Genomic DNA, 22763 nt, shown 5'->3' on the forward strand with positions numbered 1-22763 from the left:
TAGCCCTTCAAAGCGAACTGGCTTCATATTTTCGAATGAGGCCAACCATGGGAAAGAGCAGCAAAGCTCCGAAGCCCCCCGATCCACAGCAAACATCCGCCGCTCAGACCGGCACCAGCATCGGCACGGCCGTTGCCAACACAATGCTGGGCAACGTCAATCAGGTGAGTGCTGACGGTTCAACTTTGTCCTATGATCAGACGGGAAGTTATACGTATCGAGACCCATTTACAGGGCAGAGTTACGATATTCCGACGTTCACGGCGACCGAGCAACTTTCGGATACGGCGCAGGGTATCTATGATACAAATCAGCAGGCCGAACAGAACCTTGCCAACATCGCGTCAAACCAGTCCGGGTTTTTACAGGATTATTTGAGCGAACCGGCAGATTTCTCAAACTCCGCTACATCGGACTACCTGTATGATCTGGGCGCGTCCCGGCTTGATCCGCGTCTGGCACGTGAGCAAGAGCAATTGGAATCGCGGTTAGCCAATCAAGGTGTTGTGCCGGGGTCGGACGCCTGGAACGCCGAAATGCGGACGTTCAACGAAGGCCGAAATGACGCTTACAACAGTTTGCTTCTGAACGGCAACGCACAGGCGGTGCAGCAGATGGCGGCCCAGCGTAACCAGCCAATCAACGAAATCACGGCGCTGTTGTCCGGGTCTCAGGTCAGCATGCCGAACTTCGCGCAGAACACGCCGTCATCAATCCCGACAACCGATGTCGCGGGGCTGATTAACAGCAATTACAACCAGCAGCTTGGTGCGTGGCAGCAGAACCAGAGCAGAGGCAACCAAGTTCTGGGTGGTCTGTTTGGTCTCGGGGCAGGGGCACTGAGCGGAGGGTATTTGTGATGCGAGGCTTTATCTTCGGCGGGGATACAAACCGTAGCTATGAAGACTTGAAGCGATCCCGTGAGGTTGCGCAGGCTCTTGTTGCGCGGTCATCGACCCCTAGAAATCTCGGTGAAGGATTGGCAGCGATTGGCAACGCCCTTATGGCTAGAGGGCTGGGCAAGCAGGTCGATGCGAAGCGCGAGGAAATGGACGCGCAATGGCAAGAGACAGTCGGCGGCCTTGGGCTTGATCCGCAGCGCGCGGCAATCTTTGGGCGTATGGACCCGAGCCAGCGAGATTCGGCCGTGATGCAGCTATTGGACCGCAGGGACGCAGAGGCGCGCGCACAGGCCCGTAGCGGGGCGTCAGCGGCCAGAGCGGCGGCAAAGGACCAAGAGGCCGCAAGGCAGCGTCGGGCGATTGCACAGGCTCTTATGCCCAGCGTCCAGCAGCGTGACGGCGTTGCGCTCGGCCCGACTGTTGAAGCGGCACAGGCAGGCGCGCAATCTGGTGGTGATCTGGGTATTCTGCAAACCGAGGCCGTGCAGCGTTCACCCCAGCAGATGATGGCGGCAATGCTTTCGCAAGGCGTTGACCCATCCAAGGCCATTTCCGTCGCAAATGCGTATCAGGATTTGACGCCGCAGCAGCCTAAAATGCCAAGTTCGGTGCAGGAATTTGAGTATGCGCAGGCGAACCCGGAATACAGTGATTGGGTGATGGCGAATAAGCGGGCAGGAGCACCGACAAGCACGGTGAATGTGGGAGGCGGTGAAGCGCCTGTACCGGCGTATCCGAAGGCACCAGGTGGATTTATGTACGTCCGCGATCCGGCGACGGGTCAAGTCGTGCTGAATGACCAAGGTATTGCGAGCATGGCTCCGATTGTCGGCGGACCCGAGGATACGAGCAAACAGGATGCGCAGGCATCTCAGACGGCGGCACAAACGGAAATCACCCGCAGCAACGTGGTCATGGACACCGTTAAAGATATCCGGAGCATGCTTGACGAAGGTGGCATATTCAACTTGCCTGAGGTTGGGGTAGTTGGCAGCAAGCTGAATTTCTTCAATCAGGAAGCCGCTGACATGTCCGGGATGTTGGAAACTCTCAAGGGCATGGTAGTGTTCGACCGTCTTGAGCAGCTCAAGAGGGCCAGCGCGACCGGCGCGAGCGGGCTTGGGCAGGTGACCGAGAAGGAAATCGACCTGCTGGGTGCCCAACTTGGTGCGTTGCGACAAGACATGTCCAAGGAGCGCATTATCAATACTCTGGACACCATTGAGGGTGTGTTTGGCAAGCTCACCCCTGAGGCTCAAGCCTACCTCACGGGTCAATCGGAGAATATGCCAACCGGACAGCCGCGAGCAGTACCATCCAGCAACCTGCCTGATTTCTCCGCCATGTCTGACGAAGAACTTGACGCCTATATCGCGGAGCACAGCCAATGAATGACGCACTGAGATTGGCGCAGTTAGAGCGCGCCAAGCGGGAACGGGAAAAGCGGCAGGAGGCAAAGCCCCCAGAAGCCGATATGTCGGTCTGGGGCCGCATCAAGGACAACATTGTCGGTGTTGATGACGGCGTTATGTCCGCAGGCGAGAAACTCGGATCATTCCTGAATCTCGGCGGTGAAGCTATGACGCTGGGCCTTGTGGGTGATGAAACATCGGCGACCGTGGAAAGCCTGTTGCCGGGCGTAGATTATCAAAGCCGTCGAGATCATTACCGCGACCAACAAAAGCAGTTCAAAGAGGAAAACCCCAAAACGGCACTTGCGGCAGAGATCGGCGGGGGCGTCCTTGGCGCGCTTCTTCCCGGCGGTGCCATCGGCAATATCGCCAAAGGGGGCAGGGCGCTAAAGGCAGCCGCATCTACAGCGGCCGGGGCTGGAATGGGGGCCACTTATGGATTCGCAGAAGGCGAGGGCAGTCAGGGCCGTATGGATGGTTTGGCGTCAGGAGCGTTCTTAGGTGCAGGTGCAGGGCTGGCGGCCCCTGCCGTTGGCGCTGGGGCCAAACGCATTGTTGACGCCCTGTTGCAGCGCGCACCCAAGCAGGCTGCGTTGAGGGCCGCACAATCGGCCGCAAGCCAACGGGCGGGATCTCGCCAGCAATACAGGGCGTTTGAAAACGCAGATGCCCAGATCGGGCCAGAGGCCATGGAGCGACTGCAAAAGCAAGTTGGGCAACGGATTGATGACGCAGGCGCGCCGAATATCCCCGGACCATTGGGCAGAAAGCCCCGCGCAGGCCGGGACATCAACAAAACCTTGGCCGCGATGCTGACAGAAGCCGACGCAGCGCAGACAGTGGCTAACGCAGCAGATGAGGCTGCGAGACGCCCCCGACAGGCTGGCCCGCACCTGGCTATTGAAGGGCCGCCCAAGATCGGAGATCGCCCCGGCCAGTTCGGCATTCCGCTCAAGGCGATTGAGGATGTGCGTAGGGAAGCTGGCATTCTGGGGCGTGAGGTCGATAACGCGTTCCGCCCCACACGCAACGCCAATATCGCAAATCAGGCTGTCAACGAAATCGACCAGTTCATTGATAATCTACAACCCGGTGACATGGTTGCGGGCGATGCTGACGCCGCAATATCGGCCTTGAAAAAAGCGCGTTCAATGTGGCGGTCATCCATCAAGACGCAGCTTTTGGAAAATGCCACAGACGAGGCGGACAACTATCTTGGAGGGACCGCGAGCGGTCTGCGAAATCAGGTCAAATCCCTGCTTCGCAAGAACAAAAAGACAAAGCTGTTCACCAAGCAAGAGGAAGAAGCCTTGAAAAAGGTGATCGGCAACACTGCTATTGGCCGAACCGTGCGCTTGGTGGGGGATGGTTTGGGGCAGAAGGTGGCGACCCTTGGCGGTGGTGCCGTTGGCGGCCCTATCGGCGCGATGGCCGGTCGCGGCTTGAGCGAAGTTGCTTCGAACCTAAATGACAGTCTTGCGTCTCGGCAAATGGAGATAGCGAAGGCTCTGGTTGCAAACGGCAAGCTGCAAAATCTACCGCAGCTTTCCGATGCAAGGCGTCAGCTTATTGAGCAGCTAGCCCGTCGAACTGGGGTGGTACAATCCCATTAGACCAAAGGGTTGTTAGGCCAATGATGATAGGTAGTAGAACGGCCACATATGCAACCCATGGGGCTTCGTCATCATATTTGCCCCAGCTTCGTACACCCCAGATGAGACTGCCCGTAAGGCAATTTCCGATAAAAACCGCAACGGCTAAATCAACAATATCCATGCGCAAAACCTTTGCGTTCCAACCTGAAAAGTCAAGGAGTTGAAAATGTCCCCAGAGATTCAAGACCACATGTTAGATTTGGAAGATTTCCTTGCCCGCTGGAAGCTGAAACTCGCGGATCTCATGCGCGATGCCCCAGGTAACAGCGTCGGCGGAACTGATCGGGACCTCTTGTTGGGTAGCCGCTTCAAGAACGTTGTTGGGGATAGCGGTCCGCTTGCTGAGGGTCTGAGCGATAAGCCTGTCTTGCGCCCGGGCAACATTGGCGAGGGATTGAAGCGCGTGGGCGCTCATTTGGGCGGAACCAGCCATCAAGGTCGGGTGGATGACGAAATATACGCCCGGAGAAACGAACCGTTGGGTGAACGACAGAAACACGGGAACAGCGGCTGAGGCGACCTCTGATGTTGCCTGCGCGGTGATCGTCATGCCGAGGGATTCGATAGTCTCTGACAGCCAGATACCGTCTTTTGCGACACCACCAGCAGAGGCGAACGCGACAAACGGGTGCTGGTAGCCTTTGTTCTGTACGGTCAACAAGGTGGATAGGAGCGCGTTTGCCGATTGCTCGTCTATGCGCCGGTTGAACAGAACAGCACAGTCAAAATTCACTCTGGAACATCCTGCCTGAACTTCTCGGATCCCAACTGTCTATCCAGACGCTTACCGGCGTACAGCAAATAGGGGATGGCGACCAAAGCAACCACTATGGTCGTGCCGATCATTCCCAAAACTGCTTGGTCAAATGTCGTCATTTTTTCAAATCTTCCCAAGTGCTGTTTCGAAACAATTCGCGACTTCGAGCCGGGACGCGATCCAACCCAGTCTCTACTTGAGGATGGTCCTTAAGGTCCTCAGATACAATGTCGCACAGAATTTTGTACTTCTTCTCAAGCTCGTTGAGTCCGTGCTTCGAGTATTTGTTTTCGTTGGACTTTAGAATTTTCGATATCCGCAACAGCGCTTGGAGGTCACTTTCTCGTTGTGACACGGTGGGAAATGCTTCTTCGAGCGCCAACACGAGAGCATGGTTCATTGATGTCCCGGCTTCCTCAGCGGCAGCCTTTACGCGATCCCGCATACCCTCTGGAAGACGGAGCATGAAGCGGTCACTTTCTCTGTTCGTATTTGCCATTTTTCACTTTGCTCAATTTGGTGCTGCCACGGTGGCACAAATTTTTTCTTGACGAAATAATACCACGGTGACATATACAGTAATGCCACCGTGGAATAAGGAGCATCAAATGAACTCAATCATTCAGACAAGATCAGGAGACAGCACCGGGACAGTGCAATTTGGATTGCGCTTGCCTTCAAGTCTTCGGGATAGGTGCAAAGTCATGGCGGGTGAGCGGGGTCAAAGCCTGAACACTTTTATCGTCATGACGCTGTCAAAAGAGGCCGATCAAGAGAATGAGCGCTAAAAGGATAAGCTTCAAGCTGAACATGCCGCCCGATCTTCTGGACGCGGTTAGAGCGCTTGCAGAGAAAGAGCACCGCTCTGTGACAGCCCAAATCAATCTGATGCTCAGGCAGCAGTTAGAGATGAACAAAAGCTTCGAAAAAGTGAAAGCCGGTGACGTCGCCAAACAGACACCGGCTTTCGATGAACCCCAACTCGTTCAGAAGGAAATTCAAACGTGAATGTAACACCTGAAACTGGAAGTTTCAACTTTCCCAATAAATTAAACCGTCGATCCCTTCTGGGCGGCGCAGCATCCATCCCGGTTTTGGCGGGCGCTATGGCCTTGGCTGGCGTTTCAAGCTGGGCCGATCTTACCGACGATGAGGACCAGCGGATGCTTGACGCGTTGAAGTCTCTGCGTCGGTCCACAGGTGTCAGCATGGACACATGGTCCGACTGGTTGTCCGGTGTTTCTGTGTCTGAGGCTGAGCGGGTCGCACAAAACGCGATAGCGGTAGAGGATCAGAAGCCGGTAAATACTGGTTTCGCTGACCCGCACCGCGCTTGGTTGGAGGAATGGCGCGATATCGTCAAGCAACTCGAAGCTGATGATTTCGGATGGCCAGTAGATGACCCGCGACACGCCAAGCGGTGGCAACTGGTTCATCAGATCAGCCACACAAAGGCGCGCGCATTGGCGGGTGTTCTGGCGCAAGCCGAATTTGCGGCCGACGATGCGTTCGGCTTGGCGGGCGACCCGAGCGATGACGCCAGCATACTGCTGCGCTCAATCTCGCAATCTCTTCGGGAGGTATCGGTGTGATGGCTAAGCCGACATTCGAAGACATGGTTAAGACCATGACCAAGGAACAAATCGCAGAACTGATCGACAGGCTGTTCGAAGCCGGTCTGATCCCGCCGATGGAGACATAACGATGGCTGTTAAGAAAAACGAAAATCTTGAAATCGACGCTCTGAAACAAGGCCGCGTGACACTTCGTCTGATCGGCACGACGGGCTTTTACTTCAACGCGATGAGCGCCAAGGCCAAACGCGACCTTCTGATAGGCGGGGGCAAGAAAACCGCCGCGCAGAAAAAAGAAATCAAACATGATCCGGAGGCGGAATATCGGTCAAGCGTGTACCGGATGCCAAGGGGCGAAACCCTGCTTGGCTTTCCTGCACCGGGCGTCAAGGCCGCGATGGCGACGGCGGCACTGGAAACACCGGGCGTCACCAAGTCGAGCGTCAATCGACTGATTTTCCTGCCTGAGCAGAAGATCCGTATCTGGGGCAAGCCATTCCTGAAAATGGACGTGGTTCGCAGCGCCGACATGAACAAAACACCGGATATCAGGACGCGGGCTTTCCTGCCGAGTTGGTGTGCCGAGGTCGATATTGCTTTTGTCACTCCGACCCTGAGTGTTCACAGCATTGTCTCGCTTCTGGCAAACGCTGGTGTGGTCTGCGGAATCGGTGACTACAGACAAGAAAAAGGCAAAGGTTCTTTCGGCACTTTCGCCGTCGCCGGGTCCGAGAACATGGGCGATTGGCAGGCGACTTGGGACGATCTTATGACCGAAGGCCGCGAAGTCCAGCAGCAAGCCTTGGAAGCGCCCGAGTGCTACGATGACGAGACCATGGAACTGATGGCGCTGCTGGAAGAGGAACGCGAACGGAGGGCCGCCTGATGGCTGGCTTTCCAACGGCTGAGCGGCAAAAGATCGTCGATGACTATTTGAACACAACGGGCCGCAATCTGTTCGTGCCGGGTGAGTTTATCGACTGGCTGGCCGAGCACCCGGACCATTTGGCATACGATTGGTTCTTCTCCGATACAGACGAGGAGGCCGCGCGCCAACATCGTATTTCTTTGGCGCGGCGGATGGTCAGCGGATTGCGGATCTCGGCCAAGGTCAGTGAAGCCCCAAGCAAGTCGAAGCCGGTCAGCGTCAAGGTTCACGAGTATCCGGCCATGGTGTCGGCTGTCGCGGGACGCAGGTCAGGGGGTGGCTACACCCCGTTTGACCCACAAGACGAGGCGGCAAGGGCAGAACTGCGGGCGCAAGGAGCTACGGCTCTGCGCGCTTGGCTCACCCGATACGAGGGCGTTGCGGTCGTGCAAGGGGTTGATGTAAGCCCAATTAAGGAAATCGTTTCCCAGATGAGCGGAGACGTGGCGAAAGCGGGTTAATCCGCCTTCGCTGGTCAAGGAAAGACGGTCATGGCGAGACTTGGTCAGGCCAGGCGGGGCGAGGCTTGGTGCGTCGAGGCCAGGTGAGACGGTCAAGTTACGGTGTGTCAAGTCGTGGCGGGCCGAGGCGGTCGCGGTAAGGAGAGGTCAGTTCAGGCGGGGCAGGGCGGTCTAGTTGCGGTTCGGCTTGGTTTGGTCCGGCTCGGCTAGGCGGTCGAGGCGGTCAAGTTGCGGCGGGGAGAGTCGGGGTCTGGGCAGTTGCGTTATGGCGGGTTCAGGCGGTCTAGGAGTGGCTAGGATTGGTCCGGCGAGCTTGGTTTTGGCTAGGCGGTCATGGCAAGGTTTGGCCCGATATGGCTAGACGTGGCTAGGCGGTCATGGCCCGGTTCGTCGGGGCTAGGTGAGGCGCGCTACGGCTGGTAGTGTCCCACGCTGAGCAGTCCGAGCACCAGCAAGATCAACGGAAAGGCTGCGCAACCTAAGCTCACCCAAGAGTGACCGTTGCCCTCCTTGTCTTCGCGGTAGATTTGGATGATGCCGCCCACAAACATAACGGTCACCAAGTTTGCAAACAGAACACCGGTGAAAATGTCGTAAAAATCCATGCCGAAGACTTAGTAACAATTACGCACGGCGTCTAGGTGGCACACTCAGTACGGCTGAGTTTCATCGGGACCTACCAAAATAAGTCGCCCTCCGGGGCCTTTGGGCAGTAACGCATAAACGGAATTGTCGTCGGAAAACCTGATGTCTAATTTTGAGTACATTATGACATGTCGGTCTGACTTTTTATCACGGAACCGGAATGAAATATGGTCATCCACAAAGTCCATTGATGCAACTTTCGGGTGCCCTGCCAAAACCGCTACTGCAGCAATGTTGGGGTCTTCGTAGTTATCCAGTCGTATTGCTAGTTGGATAAGTAGATCGGTCAGCGTGTCGCTTTCCTTCAAAGCACTGTCCAAAAGTCGTCTTACGGCCTCTACCTCCGAAGGGAGGTTTTTGTTTTTTTGGTAAGCTAAAATCCTATCAACCAAGTCCACGGGCAAGTCGTAAACTCTGCGCTTTATTGTTGAAGCATCGGAGTGGGATTCGTCTCTGTCTGCCATCTACATATTCCTTGATTACTTTCACGTCAGATACGTTGTCATATTAAAAGTTGACAAGTGGAAATTGATGCGTACATTTGATGTCACAACAATTGTATAAGGAAGGACATCATGAACGTATATGCCCAGAATAAGAGCCAGCAAGACAGCATGTCTCGAGTGGTTACTGATCTGGATAGAGAGTTGGTAGCTGAAGTTGATGCGTGGGGTGTTCCGGCAGGAATGCGGTCTCGCGCGGATTCGATCCGAACTCTGCTTCGGAAAGGTCTTGATGCAATGAAAGCGGAGGCGCAGCAAGCTTCGGAAAAGTGAAGGCCGTCAGAGTTCTTGGCGGAACTGACGGCCTTCTTGAAACCACACATCACAATGAAAGGTTCGAAAATGAATCTACCTGAAAATTCTAACCAAAGTCAAACGATGCTCAGCATCGGGCAGATCAGGCCTGCGGGCGTGGTACAATTTTGGGGAACCCAGTCAAGTTTCTCGATCCCAAGTGAGGTGACAGCATGAATGTACCCACGGTTAATTCTACCCCCGAAATGGCGCTGTATGAGGCGATGGTGAGTGCCATTGCTGAGTGCGCCAAGGTGGATGAGGTCAAGACTATCCACGACAAAGCCATCGCTCTGGAGGTCTACTATCGTCAGGCTAGGAACAAAGCTGCCGAGATCGAAGCCTGCAACATTCGTCTGCGTGCGGAACGTAGGGCAGGGGAGTTGTTGAAGGATCTTGCTCGCGCAGAGACCTCGAAAGGAGGGAGCGTAAAATCGGCGTCAAAGCCGTTGACGCCGAAATCACCCTATGCCGAAGCTCTTGAAGAAACTGGAATGTCTCGCCAAACGGCCCACCAGTTTCAAAAGCTGGCCGAGGTTCCGAAAGATGAGTTCGAAGCGGCGTTATCGGGTGAAAGCAAGGCTTCGCGCAGCAAGATTCTGAAACCGTCTGACTTCTCCATGTCCCGGGAGCCGCTTTGGGTTTGGGGGCGCATTAAGGACTTTCACCGCGACAACATCTTGAAGATTCCCGCTCCCGAACTGGCGAAGAAAATGACTGACCCGATGCGCGCGGAAGTTTCGGCACTCCTGCCTGACGTGCGTACGTACCTTGCTGAACTGGAGAAATCGCTATGAGTGAACATTCCGAAGTGATGACCGTTATGCAGGTCGAGTTGGAGGCGTTTGACCAAGATGTTCTGGTTCTTCCTCGCGCGCTTGCTGTTTCCACCTATGACCAAATCGCGACGTCATCTGGTGATCGCTTGGTTGAGTACCTGACGATTGAGCAGCTTACCGCTATGGCTCGTAAACTTCTGAGCAAACGGTTTGACCATGACAGTGACGAAACAGAGGCGCATCAGGGCGATCTGTTTTCCGGCTCTCTGCAAGGTCGTTATCCTTTACCGAAGAAGAGCGGTGAGGAACCAGTCTACAAGCTGCGTGGGCATCTAACAGCCGATGAGAGGGCTTGGAACGTCGATCAACTGCGCAAGTCGGCTCAGGCGCGATTGGAACATGCTGACGCGCTAGAAGCGGAAGGGCAGTTTCAGGAAGGAGGCGCAGCATGACACATAACCAAACCTCCAAATGGGCTGCAATTCAGTCAAAACTGGACCGAGTTGCGGACGTGCGCAGAGCCAAGGGGATTCTGGCGGCTCGGGAAGAGTGGGAAAGGCTTGGGCTACCTATGCCACCTTCCGAATTGATTGAAGATGCAGGGGTTTTGGAGCGCAAGCTTCTGGAAGGCGGTGCATCATGAACCGCCGCTCTATTCTAACCGGCGCTGCGTCGCTTCCCGTGCTTGCCAGTGGTATTGCTGCAGCAACTTTGCTGGAAGCATCTGACCCCCACATGGCTTGGGCGGATGAACGGAAGGCAATCTTTGACCGGATCTATGCGCCGGACGCGCCAGAACTGGATACAGGTGCCCCGGAATTGATGCGCATGCGGGAATTGGACAAGCTCATCTGCACGACGCCTGCGAAGACCTGTGAGGGTGCCGCCGCTCAATTGGAATTTGCCCTGAGTGATGAAGCAAACTTCGAACTGACTGGCGGCGTTGTAGGCGACCTCGACGGCCACGTTTTGCACAATATACTGGCAACGCTGAAACTATCCGCACAGTGACGTAGGGCCACCAACCAACCAGACGGGGCGGCTTTGCTGCCCCGTTTTTCTATTTGTGCTAAGATACGGGGAAAGCCCTTCTGATCGAACTGGCTTGTGATTTCCATCAGGACAGTTCGAATGCCCCGAAACGGCTCTGGCGTTTATTCCCTCCCAGCGGGATATGTCGCCACCACAAACCAAGTTGCACAAGCGTCTCAGCACAACCTCCCGCTTGAAGATTTAGCCGCCGACGCTAATGCCCTGCGGCCGATCGTTGCAGGGGGGACGGGTGGCAGCACCAAAGCAGCCGCGCGCCTCAATCTCGATATGTCGGCCCAGGTTGTCACGCGGGGAAGCAATTACACCGCAGTTGTGTCTGACCGGGCAAAGCTGATCCGGGCGACGGGGGCAATGACTCTGTCTCTAGCCACGGCGGCCACGCTTGGCGACGGTTGGTATGCCGATGTGCGTGCAGATGGTGGCGATCTGACGATTGATCCTGCTGGGTCAGAGACGATCAATGGCGAAGCAACGCTTGTGATCAAGCAAAACAGGTTTGCGCGTATTCAGTGCGATGGCACGGCGTTCTATGCGCAGTTTCTGGGGGTCACTGATGCTGTTGGCATGTCCGACCTAGTTAGCTCCTATGTGCCGATTTACGGGACGGGCGCGGCGTTGCCAACATCGAACATTGGACCGATTTGGCATGAAGACTATGCGTCAATTATGACTTGGCAGGTCTTCAATGCTAACGGGGCAAACTACACCGGATATGCCTCCAAGGACATAGGGAGACCGTCTTTCGATGGCCAATCTTCCGCGAGGTCGGGGCATCTAAGGCTTGATGGATCTTCGGTCTCCGACATTACCTATGGCGCTCTGGCACATTGGGCCACCCACAATTTTCTCACAACTGGCATCGGTAGTTGGCTGGCCGGTCAGTACCAATTCGCTAGCAATGGAGATGGAACCTACCGCATCCCCGATCTTCGTGGAGAATTCATGCGTTTCTGGGACGGGGGTCGCGGTGTTGATCCGGGGCGTTTTTTCGGGAGTTTGCAGGCCAATGCGCTGCAAAACTTCAGGCTTTCAAGTCTGGGGAGAGCCAACGCTGGCGCTACGGTGACGAGCTTCATGCGCGTGCACAATAACCTGATTTACGGCTCTGGCGCTGTGTCGTCTTCCCTTGATCGTCTCATTGGAGCGAACGTTAATCAGTTCGATGGGTCGCACTCGGATATTGTTCCGGTTAACGCGGTAGTTGCCAACGAGACCCGCCCGCGCAACGTCGCGCTTTTGGCATCCATCAAGTTCTAGGGGGTCAGGAATGGACATCTATCATTATCACCCGGAAACCGGCGAATACCTGGGCGCCGATAAGGCCACCAGAAGCCCGCTTGAAAAAGACGTGTTTCACATCCCGGCCTTTGCGACACAAGATCAGCCGCCGGCCACGTCACAAGGTGAGGTTGCCGTTTACCGCGATGGCGCGTGGGAAGCCGTAGAAGACCACCGAGGCACCGAATATTGGATGGGCGGTGACAGGCAGACCATTTCTGCGTTGGGTCAGACGGTTCCTGATGGCGCATCCATGACAGAACCGGAACCGACATTGGATGAGATGCGCGCTGTAGCAGCTTTGGATCGGAAATCGTTCTGTCAAAAGTTGTGGCGGATGGGTGTCTTGCCCAAGACCGAGGCCATCAAGGCTGCACGTGGGGAGTGGCCAGATACGTTCAGCACTTTCACGGCAAGCATTTCAGAAGATGACGCGACCGACCTGCAAATCGAATGGGCAGCCGCGTCAATCATTCACTACAGCGCGGACACTCTCAAGGGGTTGGCGCTTGCCGCCTCAGATGGTGATCAGGTCAGGGCGACGGCGCTGCTCGATCAGATTTTCGGCGTAAACCAGCAGTAGTAGGTGATGCATGGAAGATACGGGTTGGCATTTGGATAAACGTGTCCCGATAGCGTTGATCGTAACACTCATCATTCAAAGCATGACGGCGATTTGGTGGGCCGCGTCCATGAACACACGCATGAACGAAGTCGAGAAAGACACCCTCTCGCTCATGGTCGATGTGAAGCGGAACCAAGCCTCGATCGTTAACGGGCGAGAGAGTGTCGTCGTCGTCGTTGAGCAGCTCCGCAACACGAACAAAAGCGTTGAACGCCTTCGAACAGAGGTCGGGCAGACCAACGATCTGATCCGCGAATTGCTCATGATCGGGGAGCACTGACCATGGAAAAAACAGGCAAACGTGAGACCGCATGGGCCTTTGGTGGCTTTGTCGTCGGGTGCTTTTCCTACGGCATTTTAGCCCCGGATGCAGCGGCGATTGATGTTGGCAAATACCTGACACCGTTCGCCGTGGCCTTCCTGACCGCAGCTATGGGGCTGGACGCATACGCAAAGCAGATCAAGGGGCAGTGATATGACGTTTTCCATCCGTGACATACAGGCCCGCTGCGCCGCTCTAGGTCATTCTCCAGGTGAGATTGATGGCATGATGGGGCCAAAGACCCGCGCGGCTATCTCCGGGGCGCTGAGAGAGCGTGAAGGGCGGCGTTTGCCGGATCTGTTCCATCCTTCAGGGCTTCACCGCATCCACGCGCATTGGACGGCGGGCGCGGCGGGCGTCATTCAGTTGGAGCGCCGCAGCTATAACGAAGTCATTGACCACGACGGGAACGTTCATAGCGGTGTGTTTCCCGCGACAGCACAGGCCATGTACCGCGTCGGCCACGCTGCGTCTCACACGCTGAATGCCAACACGGGGGCTATCGGTATCGCGTTGGATTGCATGGCCGGAGCAAAAGAGCGACCGTTCGACAAAGGCTCGGCCCCGATGACTCGGGAACAGGTTCACGCGCTGGCGGATCGCATCGCCTACTACTGCGAAGCCTTCGACATTCCTGTCAGCCGGTATTCGGTTTTGACCCATGCTGAAATTCAACCGACCCTTGGCATTCGTCAGCGTTGGAAATGGGACATCACGTGGCTGCCAGACATGGACGCGCCGGGTGATCCCATCATGGTCGGTGATCGTCTGCGTGACTTGGTTCAGCAGAGAATGGAGCAGCCATGGGCAGCATGATCCGACCTTTCATGTTTGCGATCGGTTTTGTCTTCCAAGTCGGCGTCATGTGGTGGTCCTACCAGCAGGGCATTGCCAAATGCGAGGCCGTGCACAGCGCCGAAAAGCTGGCCCAGATCGAGGCCGGGCAAAAGCTGGAAGAAGAACGGCGTAAGATGGCGTCTGAACGTGCCGCCCTTACCCGGAAACTCGTGGAGGAAGCAAATGCGACACCTATTGTTGTTGAGCGCTGTCTTGGCCCTGACAGGGTGCGGCGGCTCCAATCCATTCGTTAAGCAGGCCGATCCCTGCGCGGATCCCGTAGCCATTCCCGAACGGTGGCTGAATGATCGGGAAGTAGAAACCCTGTGGGCGCGTGACCGGGCTGAACTGCTGAACTGCGGTGACAAGGTGGAAACACTTTCTGGACGGAAACCGAAACCAAGAAAGAGGGTTATAAGATGACGACATGGACACTTTCAAACGGCGCGACCAGTGAAGGTAAGCGCCTACCGCCGAACCTTTCGCTAGGGGCCTCACTTCAAGCGACAGGGGACTTTGGTGGCGGCACTCTGACAGTGCAAGTCTCTAACGACGGAACCAACTTCTTCCCGTTGACGCTTCTGGATGGGAGTGCAGCCCCAACGCTCACTGCAGATGGATTGATCGAGCTTTCAACCGGAGCTGTGTTTATCCGTCCGGTTTTGTCCGGCGGTAGTGCTGGCAGCGTTAGTGTCCTTTTGGGATCAGGTGCGTAAGATGTACGGCGCTCTATTGGCCAGACGTTCACGCCGCAGGTCATCAAAAGCAGTTAGCCCCGTGATCGTCCCCAACGGCATTGAACAGCCTGTGGTTTTCTATGAAGCAGACACTGCCACGACCGCGGGCAGCGCCATTGATTCTTTGCAGAACAAAGGTACCTTTGGCCCGCTGGATGCAACGCCACGCGGCGCATCAAAAATGCAGATTGTCACGCTGCCTGAATGGGGTGCGAGGCCCGTGATTTCGGGAAATGCCCCATATCAGTTTGCAACGACGGCGGATGACATACAGGTCGAGACGATCATCGCTTTGTTGACCTATCGGACGGGCGTAGAAACGTCTTTTGACAGCCATCACCAAGGGATTGTTTCTGGTCCTCCGAGCGATAACTCAGAATTTCAAATGCTTGGATATGCCTCCACAAATCGCCTGCTAGACAGTGACTTTACTGACTTGTTTATCGACGGGGTGCGTCAGGGCAGTGGCGCGGATCCAGTATTGCCGATGAATAAAAAGGTGATCGCGATACGCGGGGCAACGCAGTCGACCCATCGGATCGGAACGCTTTGGCACGATAATTTCAATCAGGGGCGAAACTTTGACGGCCTCACCGGGGTAATTTTGGCATTTACCAGCGCACTGACTGACGCCGAGATTGCCACTATATCAGCAAATATTCTCACTAAATACGCTGATGCAGGCGGTGGCGGTGGTGGTATCAACCCCGATGACTTCTTTACGCCTGATGCGTCGAATGTTGAAACCGCATTTGCGATGAATGCTGCGAGCGGGTCGTTTACCAGCCTGACAGGGACTCTGCCGAACCCGACTGTTGCGGGCGTTTCGATTGCAAATGACCGGTTTGTGTTTGACGGAAGTTCGTATTTCGAGTGGGCCGGGACACGCCCTGTGCTGTCAACGCGCGACTTCGTCTATAAATGCGCGTTTGAATCAGACAGTACAGGAAGACAGGGTGTCATCGGTGATTGGAACACTGGTAACCAGTCTTTTCTGGTAAGGCTCAACAGTGGCTCGGTGCAGCTCTATGTAACCAACACGTCGAACGGCGCTAACCTGGTCGGTCAAATCCCCTATTCGGTGGATACGTTGCATAACCTTGAGGTGCGCCGTGTCGGGACCAACATCTCAATGACGCTAGACGGCGGAACGCCCGCGTCGGACACGCTGGCGGTTGGGTATGATATCTTTGCCCCGGCGGTCGGCGTCCCGTTCCGCATCGGAAACGACAGGGGCAACATCTTGAGGGGGTTCATCGACAGCGTCAGCCTTGAATACCTTTCGTGACTGTTAGACGACACCCTTTCATCGAAAGGTGAAGAAATGATACTTCGGTTCTTCCTGTTTTTGCCCATCTGGTTTTTCGGGGTCTTGGTGCTTCCCTGGCCTTTGGTCCCGATCGCGGTTGCCTTCTCCGACAAGTACGGACGCCTGCCGCTCGTATTCCGATGGCTCGAAACACACGACAACCTCGGCTGGGAGGGGCCTCTAACCGAGGAAGCGACCGCGCAGCATATGGACAACCCTAGAAAGGCTCTACGGCGCTGGTTGTGGCGCAATAAGGCGTACACGTTGCGGTACTGGATGGGGATGCGGCTCGATCAGGGGCCGGAATGGGAACTCACCAAGATCAAGGGCCGATTAGAGCCCCGCAAGGTCGGGGTGTCCTATTCGTACATCGAAGCAACAGCAAACGGCCGGAGATATTTCGAGTTTCAACCCGGTATCAGCTTCTATTGGCTTCGGATCTATTTCCGCATCGGTTGGAAGTTGCGGGGCCTTGATGACGGGTACCACGGCGGCAGTTCGGGGATTTACACCGGGATCACACCCCGCGTTGATGATTGGGATTGAGTTTCCAAAACGCCTCCTAAGTCATTGAAACTTGGTGGAGGGCAGGGTTTTGTGTTTCCAGAATAAGCACATGAAAACAAACAATATGCGCATACCTCTCAGGTGCGCCATTATCAAAAAATATTGTTGTATAACAGTGAATTACGATACCATCAGCTATGCCGTGGGCCTGTCAGTGGGCCTATTCGACACCGAAGGAACAAGGCGTTTGATTTGCCGAATGCAATTGCAGCGGGCAGGGGTGAGGTTTCGAAAGACAGTGTTGGCCTCTTGCCACTTAGTCACCCCCGTTTTGATTCGATGCGCGTAGTTTCCAGATATCAGGTATCAGCCCCCCCCTGACGGGGGCCTATGTCACTTACTCAATCGGACTGCTTTTCAATCCACGCCTGAGCCTCAGCTTCCGTCTTAAACGCCCGTTCACGGTTCGGGTGGACGCGCTCTTCGCCGTCCACGCTGAATACGTCCCAGACTTCATAGTGAATGGCTTCGGTTCCGTCGGGGGCGTTTATACTTGCCATGCGTTGGATTTTGTACTTCATTTTTCTGCCTCATTTTTTGTAGCAATATGTAGCACCCGTGGGAGCAAAAGCCCCTTTGATTCCGGGGTAGTATCGCTAGGGTAGTACAAACGCACAATGTATTCGCGCGGGAATTTTGAGAAAGGTCATTTGAGTTGAAACATAAGACGATTGATTTGGCATCCGAAGTTAAACGGGCAGCACTACCTGACGGCCTCCACGGGTTCCTCTTCCCAATGTACGAAGCGATTTCAAACGCCTTTCACTCGATTGAGGACCGTTGGAAAGACAAGCTTGAAGATAAAGGCCGTCTGGATGTGACCTTCGACGACCTCAAGCGCGAAGTGATTGTGGCGGACAACGGAGCAGGGTTTGACGAAGGAAATTTGTCGGCATTTTTGACGCCTCTAACGGGCAACAAGTACGAACGTGGCGGAAAAGGCTTTGGACGTTTCATGGCGTTCAAAATCTATAGCAAAGTCTTCTACTCATCTGGGCAGAAGCAAGTTGACGGCATGATGACCAAGGGGTGCTACCGATACGATCCATTTTCAGATCAAGACAACCTTATTGTCGTCAAAGAGGCGGACGGGGCTGGCGTACATCGTCATGACACGGGAGTAACCGTGTTAATGCAGCTACCCAAGGCGGATTTCGAAGATTACTTCGTTCTTGAAGGGAAAGACCGGAAGCACAACCACACCGCAGAAGACATTGTATCGGCGGTACTGGATCATTTTCTAATTGAGTTTATTCAAAAGAAAGTGCCGAAGCATTTCACGCTTACAATCCAAGGCGCTAAGTTCAATTTATACAACTACTTCCATGAATCTCTTGCCGTGGGCGGAAAGCGCACGGAGGAAATATTAATCGGAAATGAGACCGTAGAGTTCACATTTGATTATTTCAAGGTTGGGGAAGAGCAGGCCAAAAAGCACAGATTGTATTTTTATGCTAATAACCGCGCCGCGAGTGAATTGGAGAACATATCGTCGGGGTTAAATGCGAACCCCTTTACTGAAACCAAAGGTGACGATGAGGTGCGTTATTATTACCTTGTCGCTGTCTCAAGTGATTTTTTCAAGTCGTCGCAGTCGCGCGACCGTATCACAAACCTTCACGGCAAAATCGAACATAACAAGAAAAAGAAGACCATTAAGGAACATCTGATAGTACTTGCCAAAGCGCATATTCTTGAGTTGGAGAAAGCCTACACATCTGGTCGCAGGACAAAAATGAAGGATCAGGTTGACCATCTTATTGCCATTGATCCGCTTTTGCGACGCGGGCTGGGTGGCAAAAGTAGCGAAGATTTCGTGAAAAAACGTGGTATTACCGAAACGCGCGAACAACTTGCACAAGACCTTTTCGTGGAACGTTTTCGGCAGAAGTTTGACTTCACGAAATTGAGCGAAGACGCCAGCATAGATGATCTTGTAAACGTGGTCAGAAACAAGATACCGGAAGACGCCAAAGAGGCGCTCGCCGTTTATGTCGCCTACCGCAACCACGTCATTCAAATCTTCCGGCAGTTACTCAACCGGGATGAAGACGGGCTTGCAACAGAAGACAGGGTACATCAACTGATTTACCCACGCTATCGGGACAGTGAGCAGATTGATTATTCATCGCATAACCTTTGGTTGATAGACGATGACTTGGCCTATGCCAGATATATTTCCAGCGACCGGACACCCGAAGGTAACGCGCGTAGGAAAGGCGATTTTGCCCATGATTTGCTCATAAATAATGAAAATGAGCTTATGGTTGTTGAGATGAAACGACCTCAAAAGAAAGATTACGATAGCTCCAAAGAATCCGACACCAAAAATCCAGTAGACCAACTGAAAAACCAAATTATGGACATTCGCGAGCGGGGTAAGATTATAGATTCCGGCGGGCGCGAAAGGGTCATAGAAGAAACATCAATGGTTCGCGGGTACATCTTGGCTGATTGGAACGACAAACTTGAGCGTTACTTAAAAATCGAAGATTTCATTTTGACCAATTTTGGAGGTCAGATGGCTTACCGGTATTATAAGGAACTGAACCTGATAATCGAGGTCCTTGCATTCGACCGATTAGTAGACCGGGCGAGCAATCGCAATGAAGCGTTTGTGAAAATGCTTGACGGTCAGTCAAACTATGATCGGAAATCAAAAAGCACGCTGTCAGCCGCCGAATAGCGGCTAACAGTCGCTCTTTCCGTTAGCTATTGGCCGTCCCGCCCCAAGGCATCTGGAAACTACGAGCTACAGAATTTATCGAAGTGATACGACAGGCTCTTACCTGATACAGCGTCTTCGACAACGTTGCCACGCAGGCGTAGGTAGTCTTGCGATCCGATGCGTTCGGACACTTCAACCTCCTTAGTCTCCGGGTTGATAGAGATAAGGTGCGCGTCGAAAAGTTTGTGAATGTCGCTTCGCAATAACAGGCCATTTTCCGGTTTGTCACGGTCAGCAAATCTCTCTGCATACGGGATGATGTGGGCGGCTTCGAGTACCGAAACCTCACTGGTGCCGGTAATCGCACAACAGTTTGGGCGTTGCGCCAAAAGCGCCTTCCGAAACGCACCTTGATAGTGGCGCAAGACTACTTGGCGCAGGACTGTTTTATCTTCGATAGCCTCAAGATTCAGGGCGTCCTCAAGGTCTGGGGTCTGGTTCTCGTACTCGGCAATCTTATGAACTTTCTGTCGTACTGCTGATAGCAGTACGTCCACGTCATCTTCTGAAATCGGCCAAATGCGGCTATGGCGGCTCGCGCCAATCTGGGAAATGAAACTCCCATCATCTTTGTGCGCTTCCAGAAGTTCTTTTCCCACAGGATGCTCAAAAAACACCGCATCAAGTACCTGTGCACGTCGCCCCGGCTGCATGGGGCCAAATTCGATCACGGCCGTTAACCCCCGTCCGCGCTCGCCGTCCTGTTCTTGTTCATGCAACCATACAAGCCCCCGAAAACCTTTGAACAGGAATTCGTCTGCATAGCTATTCTCCTTGTGAAGTTCGGGAAGTGTTGCCTCACGCCCAGCCCAGCTTTCTGCCAATGGTTGGACGCCACTTTCTTCGAATAGCTCGATTGCGCGGGACTTGACGAAGAATTGGATATCCTGTTGGCGAAAGGAACGCGCTCTACTCGGCCCAAGTTTCAATCGCTCTTGCGCTGCTGAAACAACTTCGCTGGAGAATTTTTCGGGGTACTTTAGAACAAGCGCTTCATAGCTCTTTTTAGGATCAATTTCCTCAAATCCTTGGGACGCGTTCAATACGCGCCTTGAAACGACCTCAATGGTTCCTCGGGCATTGATGTCTCGCGGCTCATAGCCAAGTCGCGCGTGCTCCCCTTGGGTTCTTCTAACATCTTGCCAGTGTAGATAGACTTTGGCTAAGTCGTTCTCAAATGGATCATCACTATCGATTAGGCGTTGCAACACCTTAGACATTAAGGTTTTTCCCCGAACCTGACTACAAGCACCGATACATCACGGCATCAATCAACATATCGCCCAAAAGGCTTGTTGCCGTTGTATCCAGCAAAACCAAGTTCGCACCACGTGACGCAGCCTGACGCTTGATTTCATTTATTGCGCGACTTTGAGCGTGTTTGTTTGCTCCTACTTGGGGGATGAGACCAATTTCTTTGGGGTTGGCGCAATTCGGTGTCGAAGCGAAGGAAATCTTTACATCTTCTGGGCTGATCGGTGGATAGCTCGCGCCAGTTTGCATCACGGTGGACTGGCACGCGGAAAGCCCAGCTACGAGGCCGATAACCAAAACTACTTTCTTCAAAAGAATGCTCCTAAATCACTATTAAACAATGTCGTGTTTGCTATGTATCTTGTTCATATTTTGACGCTGCTATGAAATATTTGAGGGTATGTAACAATGCTCCTATTTTGTGAATCTTCAGAGTGCTATGCAAGGCGTGTCCGCATCGCGCATAACGTCCGGCGGGTCCCCGTTCACCTACTGCAACATTTGGCTTGCGCATAGGCGCAGCTACTGCGCGCGCCGGGCACCCCTATACCTACCCCCCCAAGACGGGACCCCAGACGTTTTCTGAGCGGCGTTCCTGACCTTCCGCGACTAGCGAGGCACGCAATGAGTTAGGCGCTCAACGTGGCGCTACGCGGCCTCGTATCAGGGTACGGCTCAGGCGTCACCAAAACACCGCCAATCTGACCAACACCGCCCGCTAAACGCGGGCTACCATCAACCCAGTACCCCGCCATATCAAAAAGCAAGAAACCCGCTCAGATGGTCACTGAACGGGCTTGTCGGGTTGGTTGGGTTGGTTGGTTGGAAGAGTGTGATTGAGGCCCGTCAGGGCCGCTGTGGCGGGCTGGTGGGGGCAGAGCGATAGATTGAAGGCACGGGCATTAGCCCCACATTGGCAGAAGGATTATGAGCGCGGCGCAGAGAAGCGTTATGTCGAGCAACCGGATCACTTATGAGGCCCCGGCCTTGGCGTCAGCCAGTATCCGATAAACCGATGCAACGCCAATCTCTGCGACTTTGGCTATCTGCCCCGGTTTCAAGCCCTGTTCCTTCAGTTTCAGGACTTCCGGGGCTTTGGCGCGCGCAGTCGCTTTGCGGCCCTTATACTTACCGTCCGCCTTTGCTTTTGCGATACCAACCGCACGGCGTTCAGCCAGCCTGTCGCGCTCAAACTGTGCCACACTGCCCAATAGGCGCATTAAGAGCATCTGCCCTGCGTCAGACGGGTCTAGCGGGCGATCTGATACATCAGGCAAGAGCCACACAACGCCACTATCGGGCATGTCGTTAATGGCCGCGTCAGCGGCAGAGAGGTCGCGGAAAGCGCGGTCCAACTTGGTTGCGACCAAACACACCGTGCCGTCCTTCTTGGCGTGCAGAAGAGCTTCTTTCTGCATACGCTCAAACACCGGGCGGCGATTGCGGGTGCTTTCCTCTTCCTTGTAGATTTTCGTACAGCCCATTTGCTCAAGTTTAGCGATTTGGTCTGCCCATCCCGCCGCTTGCGTGGCCCGGTCTACGCTGACACGGACGTAACCCCATTTCTCCATACCTCAACACTCCGATTCTCATAAGCTTTTAGAGTCAATGATAACCTATCAATAGGGTCGATTCCAGCCGTTTTTGATAGGCTTTTTCGGTGTTTTCTCAAAGATCACTGGGGACGTGCCTATTGATAGCGCTATTGCTTTATGTAGTTGTTCTGCATTCGTAACATTCATTGAAAGGATTCCGCTGTGAGCGCACCGACACACATCATGATCTTCAAGCACAAGGACGCCAAAGCACAGGAAGCTATACAAGCTCTCTGGGCGAAAATGGGTGCAACAATGATTTGTGAATTCGCCGCGACGTTCTCCATCGCCGTGGAAGACGAACCGGAATTGCGTCAGAATTTTTCGGAGTATCTTGACCCGATAGATAATGAGGAAATGCTCTGTTTTTTCGGAAGGACTGATGGAAGCCCGGTAGCGCCTTGATGTGATTTCAAATCGTTTACAAAAATAAATTGACTCTGGGCGCTCACGCGCCCGGTGCTCGGCGAATTCTACCGAAAATGTCGCAGCCTTTGTGTGCCCCAATTTAGCGGCTTGGGGCCAATGATCGTTCGCGTTTGTGGGGC

33 protein-coding genes are annotated in these 22763 nt (G+C 54.2%); 24 read left to right on the forward strand and 9 right to left on the reverse strand.

What is annotated here, in order from left to right; translation table 11 throughout:
* Positions 1-47 precede the first annotated feature (47 nt).
* Genes ACR3EG_RS10610 through ACR3EG_RS10620 form a run of 3 tightly spaced genes read left to right on the forward strand, consistent with a single transcriptional unit; the run spans position 48 to position 3927 of the window.
* Positions 48-860 carry a hypothetical protein gene (locus tag ACR3EG_RS10610; RefSeq protein WP_480495535.1) on the forward strand — a complete coding sequence of 271 codons (813 nt, stop codon included), beginning with the start codon at positions 48-50 and terminating at the stop codon, positions 858-860.
* Positions 860-2293 (forward strand): hypothetical protein, encoded by a 1434-nt coding sequence (locus tag ACR3EG_RS10615; RefSeq protein ID WP_480495537.1) that lies wholly within the window; start codon positions 860-862, stop codon positions 2291-2293. Before ACR3EG_RS10610 ends, ACR3EG_RS10615 begins: the two co-directional genes overlap by 1 nt.
* Positions 2290-3927: a hypothetical protein gene (locus ACR3EG_RS10620; RefSeq protein ID WP_480495539.1), complete on the forward strand. Its 1638-nt coding sequence runs from the start codon at positions 2290-2292 to the stop codon at positions 3925-3927. The genes ACR3EG_RS10615 and ACR3EG_RS10620 overlap by 4 nt, the downstream gene beginning before the upstream one ends.
* Positions 3928-4162: 235 nt before the next feature.
* Here ACR3EG_RS10620 and ACR3EG_RS10625 read toward each other — a convergent pair whose 3' ends face one another.
* Genes ACR3EG_RS10625 through ACR3EG_RS10635 form a run of 3 tightly spaced genes read right to left on the reverse strand, consistent with a single transcriptional unit; the run spans position 4163 to position 5225 of the window.
* Positions 4163-4702 (reverse strand): ATP-dependent Clp protease proteolytic subunit, encoded by a 540-nt coding sequence (locus ACR3EG_RS10625; protein ID WP_480495540.1) that lies wholly within the window; start codon positions 4700-4702, stop codon positions 4163-4165.
* Positions 4699-4845: a hypothetical protein gene (locus ACR3EG_RS10630; RefSeq protein ID WP_480495542.1), complete on the reverse strand. Its 147-nt coding sequence runs from the start codon at positions 4843-4845 to the stop codon at positions 4699-4701. Before ACR3EG_RS10630 ends, ACR3EG_RS10625 begins: the two co-directional genes overlap by 4 nt.
* Complete coding sequence (locus tag ACR3EG_RS10635; protein WP_480495544.1) at positions 4842-5225, reverse strand: Arc family DNA-binding protein; 384 nt, start codon at positions 5223-5225, stop codon at positions 4842-4844. Before ACR3EG_RS10635 ends, ACR3EG_RS10630 begins: the two co-directional genes overlap by 4 nt.
* 109 nt (positions 5226-5334) lie before the next feature.
* Between ACR3EG_RS10635 and ACR3EG_RS10640 the strand changes: the two genes are divergently transcribed.
* From ACR3EG_RS10640 to ACR3EG_RS10660, 5 genes are all read left to right on the forward strand, one after another.
* Entirely contained in the window at positions 5335-5514 is a 180-nt protein-coding gene (locus ACR3EG_RS10640; protein WP_480495546.1) for a toxin-antitoxin system HicB family antitoxin, read from the forward strand.
* The gene (locus tag ACR3EG_RS10645; protein WP_480495548.1) at positions 5504-5734 is read left to right on the forward strand and encodes an Arc family DNA-binding protein; all 231 of its coding nucleotides are present in this window, start codon (positions 5504-5506) and stop codon (positions 5732-5734) included. Before ACR3EG_RS10640 ends, ACR3EG_RS10645 begins: the two co-directional genes overlap by 11 nt.
* Positions 5731-6318, forward strand: coding sequence for a hypothetical protein (locus tag ACR3EG_RS10650; RefSeq protein ID WP_480495550.1), 588 nt, complete (start codon positions 5731-5733; stop codon positions 6316-6318). Before ACR3EG_RS10645 ends, ACR3EG_RS10650 begins: the two co-directional genes overlap by 4 nt.
* A 112-nt stretch (positions 6319-6430) precedes the next feature.
* Positions 6431-7186, forward strand: a complete 756-nt coding sequence (locus ACR3EG_RS10655) for a hypothetical protein (RefSeq protein WP_480495552.1) — start codon at positions 6431-6433, stop codon at positions 7184-7186.
* On the forward strand, positions 7186-7689 hold the full coding sequence (locus ACR3EG_RS10660; protein ID WP_480495554.1) for a hypothetical protein: 504 nt from the start codon (positions 7186-7188) through the stop codon (positions 7687-7689). The genes ACR3EG_RS10655 and ACR3EG_RS10660 overlap by 1 nt, the downstream gene beginning before the upstream one ends.
* A gap of 410 nt (positions 7690-8099) precedes the next feature.
* On the opposite strand, the gene ACR3EG_RS10665 is transcribed toward ACR3EG_RS10660, so the two are convergent.
* Together ACR3EG_RS10665 and ACR3EG_RS10670 are read right to left on the reverse strand one after the other, a co-directional pair.
* Complete coding sequence (locus ACR3EG_RS10665) at positions 8100-8294, reverse strand: hypothetical protein (RefSeq protein ID WP_480495556.1); 195 nt, start codon at positions 8292-8294, stop codon at positions 8100-8102.
* 45 nt (positions 8295-8339) lie between these two features.
* Positions 8340-8798 (reverse strand): hypothetical protein, encoded by a 459-nt coding sequence (locus tag ACR3EG_RS10670; RefSeq protein WP_480495558.1) that lies wholly within the window; start codon positions 8796-8798, stop codon positions 8340-8342.
* Positions 8799-8909: 111 nt separating this feature from the next.
* On the opposite strand from ACR3EG_RS10670, the gene ACR3EG_RS10675 reads away from it, so the two are divergent.
* The 14 genes from ACR3EG_RS10675 to ACR3EG_RS10740 all read left to right on the forward strand — a co-directional run bounded on the left by ACR3EG_RS10675 (position 8910) and on the right by ACR3EG_RS10740 (position 16617).
* Entirely contained in the window at positions 8910-9110 is a 201-nt protein-coding gene (locus ACR3EG_RS10675; RefSeq protein ID WP_480495560.1) for a hypothetical protein, read from the forward strand.
* Positions 9111-9304: 194 nt separating this feature from the next.
* Entirely contained in the window at positions 9305-9928 is a 624-nt protein-coding gene (locus ACR3EG_RS10680) for a hypothetical protein (RefSeq protein ID WP_480495562.1), read from the forward strand.
* Complete coding sequence (locus ACR3EG_RS10685) at positions 9925-10362, forward strand: hypothetical protein (protein WP_480495564.1); 438 nt, start codon at positions 9925-9927, stop codon at positions 10360-10362. Before ACR3EG_RS10680 ends, ACR3EG_RS10685 begins: the two co-directional genes overlap by 4 nt.
* A complete protein-coding gene (locus tag ACR3EG_RS10690) occupies positions 10359-10553 on the forward strand; it encodes a hypothetical protein (protein ID WP_480495566.1) in 195 nt (64 codons plus the stop codon). The genes ACR3EG_RS10685 and ACR3EG_RS10690 overlap by 4 nt, the downstream gene beginning before the upstream one ends.
* Positions 10550-10921 (forward strand): hypothetical protein, encoded by a 372-nt coding sequence (locus ACR3EG_RS10695; RefSeq protein WP_480495568.1) that lies wholly within the window; start codon positions 10550-10552, stop codon positions 10919-10921. The genes ACR3EG_RS10690 and ACR3EG_RS10695 overlap by 4 nt, the downstream gene beginning before the upstream one ends.
* Positions 10922-11041: 120 nt before the next feature.
* The gene (locus ACR3EG_RS10700; protein ID WP_480495570.1) at positions 11042-12220 is read left to right on the forward strand and encodes a hypothetical protein; all 1179 of its coding nucleotides are present in this window, start codon (positions 11042-11044) and stop codon (positions 12218-12220) included.
* 10 nt (positions 12221-12230) lie between these two features.
* Complete coding sequence (locus ACR3EG_RS10705; protein WP_480495572.1) at positions 12231-12824, forward strand: hypothetical protein; 594 nt, start codon at positions 12231-12233, stop codon at positions 12822-12824.
* Positions 12825-12834: 10 nt separating this feature from the next.
* Positions 12835-13146 carry a hypothetical protein gene (locus tag ACR3EG_RS10710; protein WP_480495574.1) on the forward strand — a complete coding sequence of 104 codons (312 nt, stop codon included), beginning with the start codon at positions 12835-12837 and terminating at the stop codon, positions 13144-13146.
* Between the two features lie 2 nt (positions 13147-13148).
* Positions 13149-13340: a hypothetical protein gene (locus ACR3EG_RS10715; protein ID WP_480495576.1), complete on the forward strand. Its 192-nt coding sequence runs from the start codon at positions 13149-13151 to the stop codon at positions 13338-13340.
* Position 13341: 1 nt separating this feature from the next.
* A complete protein-coding gene (locus ACR3EG_RS10720; protein ID WP_480495578.1) occupies positions 13342-14004 on the forward strand; it encodes a peptidoglycan recognition protein family protein in 663 nt (220 codons plus the stop codon).
* Positions 14001-14279, forward strand: a complete 279-nt coding sequence (locus ACR3EG_RS10725) for a hypothetical protein (RefSeq protein ID WP_480495580.1) — start codon at positions 14001-14003, stop codon at positions 14277-14279. Before ACR3EG_RS10720 ends, ACR3EG_RS10725 begins: the two co-directional genes overlap by 4 nt.
* 165 nt (positions 14280-14444) lie before the next feature.
* Positions 14445-14741 (forward strand): hypothetical protein, encoded by a 297-nt coding sequence (locus ACR3EG_RS10730; protein WP_480495582.1) that lies wholly within the window; start codon positions 14445-14447, stop codon positions 14739-14741.
* Between the two features lies 1 nt (position 14742).
* Complete coding sequence (locus ACR3EG_RS10735) at positions 14743-16050, forward strand: hypothetical protein (protein ID WP_480495583.1); 1308 nt, start codon at positions 14743-14745, stop codon at positions 16048-16050.
* 36 nt (positions 16051-16086) lie between these two features.
* Positions 16087-16617, forward strand: a complete 531-nt coding sequence (locus tag ACR3EG_RS10740) for a DUF7338 family protein (protein WP_480495584.1) — start codon at positions 16087-16089, stop codon at positions 16615-16617.
* Positions 16618-16979: 362 nt separating this feature from the next.
* Here ACR3EG_RS10740 and ACR3EG_RS10745 read toward each other — a convergent pair whose 3' ends face one another.
* Positions 16980-17159 carry a hypothetical protein gene (locus ACR3EG_RS10745; RefSeq protein WP_480495586.1) on the reverse strand — a complete coding sequence of 60 codons (180 nt, stop codon included), beginning with the start codon at positions 17157-17159 and terminating at the stop codon, positions 16980-16982.
* 134 nt (positions 17160-17293) lie between these two features.
* On the opposite strand from ACR3EG_RS10745, the gene ACR3EG_RS10750 reads away from it, so the two are divergent.
* Positions 17294-19324 carry an ATP-binding protein gene (locus ACR3EG_RS10750; protein ID WP_480495588.1) on the forward strand — a complete coding sequence of 677 codons (2031 nt, stop codon included), beginning with the start codon at positions 17294-17296 and terminating at the stop codon, positions 19322-19324.
* Positions 19325-19383: 59 nt separating this feature from the next.
* Here ACR3EG_RS10750 and ACR3EG_RS10755 read toward each other — a convergent pair whose 3' ends face one another.
* From ACR3EG_RS10755 to ACR3EG_RS10765, 3 genes are all read right to left on the reverse strand, one after another.
* On the reverse strand, positions 19384-20586 hold the full coding sequence (locus ACR3EG_RS10755) for an HNH endonuclease (protein ID WP_480495590.1): 1203 nt from the start codon (positions 20584-20586) through the stop codon (positions 19384-19386).
* A 22-nt stretch (positions 20587-20608) separates the two neighbouring features.
* Positions 20609-20932, reverse strand: coding sequence for a hypothetical protein (locus ACR3EG_RS10760; RefSeq protein WP_480495592.1), 324 nt, complete (start codon positions 20930-20932; stop codon positions 20609-20611).
* 659 nt (positions 20933-21591) lie between these two features.
* Positions 21592-22191 carry a recombinase family protein gene (locus tag ACR3EG_RS10765; RefSeq protein WP_480495594.1) on the reverse strand — a complete coding sequence of 200 codons (600 nt, stop codon included), beginning with the start codon at positions 22189-22191 and terminating at the stop codon, positions 21592-21594.
* Between the two features lie 186 nt (positions 22192-22377).
* Here ACR3EG_RS10765 and ACR3EG_RS10770 point away from each other — a divergent pair, with 186 nt between their 5' ends.
* Positions 22378-22620, forward strand: a complete 243-nt coding sequence (locus tag ACR3EG_RS10770; protein ID WP_480495596.1) for a hypothetical protein — start codon at positions 22378-22380, stop codon at positions 22618-22620.
* Positions 22621-22763 lie beyond the last annotated feature (143 nt).

This window comes from Ruegeria sp. AM7 (assembly GCF_056535965.1).

Bases quoted from the DNA above. Each gene is read 5' to 3' on its own strand.
- ACR3EG_RS10610 (WP_480495535.1), top strand. From the start codon at position 48: ATGGGAAAGAGCAGCAAAGCTCCGAAGCCCCCCGATCCACAGCAAACA.
- ACR3EG_RS10615 (WP_480495537.1), top strand. From the start codon at position 860: ATGCGAGGCTTTATCTTCGGCGGGGATACAAACCGTAGCTATGAAGAC.
- ACR3EG_RS10620 (WP_480495539.1), top strand. From the start codon at position 2,290: ATGAATGACGCACTGAGATTGGCGCAGTTAGAGCGCGCCAAGCGGGAA.
- ACR3EG_RS10630 (WP_480495542.1), bottom strand. From the start codon at position 4,845: ATGACGACATTTGACCAAGCAGTTTTGGGAATGATCGGCACGACCATA.
- ACR3EG_RS10635 (WP_480495544.1), bottom strand. From the start codon at position 5,225: ATGGCAAATACGAACAGAGAAAGTGACCGCTTCATGCTCCGTCTTCCA.
- ACR3EG_RS10640 (WP_480495546.1), top strand. From the start codon at position 5,335: ATGAACTCAATCATTCAGACAAGATCAGGAGACAGCACCGGGACAGTG.
- ACR3EG_RS10645 (WP_480495548.1), top strand. From the start codon at position 5,504: ATGAGCGCTAAAAGGATAAGCTTCAAGCTGAACATGCCGCCCGATCTT.
- ACR3EG_RS10655 (WP_480495552.1), top strand. From the start codon at position 6,431: ATGGCTGTTAAGAAAAACGAAAATCTTGAAATCGACGCTCTGAAACAA.
- ACR3EG_RS10660 (WP_480495554.1), top strand. From the start codon at position 7,186: ATGGCTGGCTTTCCAACGGCTGAGCGGCAAAAGATCGTCGATGACTAT.
- ACR3EG_RS10665 (WP_480495556.1), bottom strand. From the start codon at position 8,294: ATGGATTTTTACGACATTTTCACCGGTGTTCTGTTTGCAAACTTGGTG.
- ACR3EG_RS10670 (WP_480495558.1), bottom strand. From the start codon at position 8,798: ATGGCAGACAGAGACGAATCCCACTCCGATGCTTCAACAATAAAGCGC.
- ACR3EG_RS10675 (WP_480495560.1), top strand. From the start codon at position 8,910: ATGAACGTATATGCCCAGAATAAGAGCCAGCAAGACAGCATGTCTCGA.
- ACR3EG_RS10680 (WP_480495562.1), top strand. From the start codon at position 9,305: ATGAATGTACCCACGGTTAATTCTACCCCCGAAATGGCGCTGTATGAG.
- ACR3EG_RS10685 (WP_480495564.1), top strand. From the start codon at position 9,925: ATGAGTGAACATTCCGAAGTGATGACCGTTATGCAGGTCGAGTTGGAG.
- ACR3EG_RS10690 (WP_480495566.1), top strand. From the start codon at position 10,359: ATGACACATAACCAAACCTCCAAATGGGCTGCAATTCAGTCAAAACTG.
- ACR3EG_RS10695 (WP_480495568.1), top strand. From the start codon at position 10,550: ATGAACCGCCGCTCTATTCTAACCGGCGCTGCGTCGCTTCCCGTGCTT.
- ACR3EG_RS10700 (WP_480495570.1), top strand. From the start codon at position 11,042: ATGCCCCGAAACGGCTCTGGCGTTTATTCCCTCCCAGCGGGATATGTC.
- ACR3EG_RS10705 (WP_480495572.1), top strand. From the start codon at position 12,231: ATGGACATCTATCATTATCACCCGGAAACCGGCGAATACCTGGGCGCC.
- ACR3EG_RS10710 (WP_480495574.1), top strand. From the start codon at position 12,835: ATGGAAGATACGGGTTGGCATTTGGATAAACGTGTCCCGATAGCGTTG.
- ACR3EG_RS10715 (WP_480495576.1), top strand. From the start codon at position 13,149: ATGGAAAAAACAGGCAAACGTGAGACCGCATGGGCCTTTGGTGGCTTT.
- ACR3EG_RS10720 (WP_480495578.1), top strand. From the start codon at position 13,342: ATGACGTTTTCCATCCGTGACATACAGGCCCGCTGCGCCGCTCTAGGT.
- ACR3EG_RS10725 (WP_480495580.1), top strand. From the start codon at position 14,001: ATGATCCGACCTTTCATGTTTGCGATCGGTTTTGTCTTCCAAGTCGGC.
- ACR3EG_RS10730 (WP_480495582.1), top strand. From the start codon at position 14,445: ATGACGACATGGACACTTTCAAACGGCGCGACCAGTGAAGGTAAGCGC.
- ACR3EG_RS10735 (WP_480495583.1), top strand. From the start codon at position 14,743: ATGTACGGCGCTCTATTGGCCAGACGTTCACGCCGCAGGTCATCAAAA.
- ACR3EG_RS10740 (WP_480495584.1), top strand. From the start codon at position 16,087: ATGATACTTCGGTTCTTCCTGTTTTTGCCCATCTGGTTTTTCGGGGTC.
- ACR3EG_RS10745 (WP_480495586.1), bottom strand. From the start codon at position 17,159: ATGAAGTACAAAATCCAACGCATGGCAAGTATAAACGCCCCCGACGGA.
- ACR3EG_RS10755 (WP_480495590.1), bottom strand. From the start codon at position 20,586: ATGTCTAAGGTGTTGCAACGCCTAATCGATAGTGATGATCCATTTGAG.
- ACR3EG_RS10765 (WP_480495594.1), bottom strand. From the start codon at position 22,191: ATGGAGAAATGGGGTTACGTCCGTGTCAGCGTAGACCGGGCCACGCAA.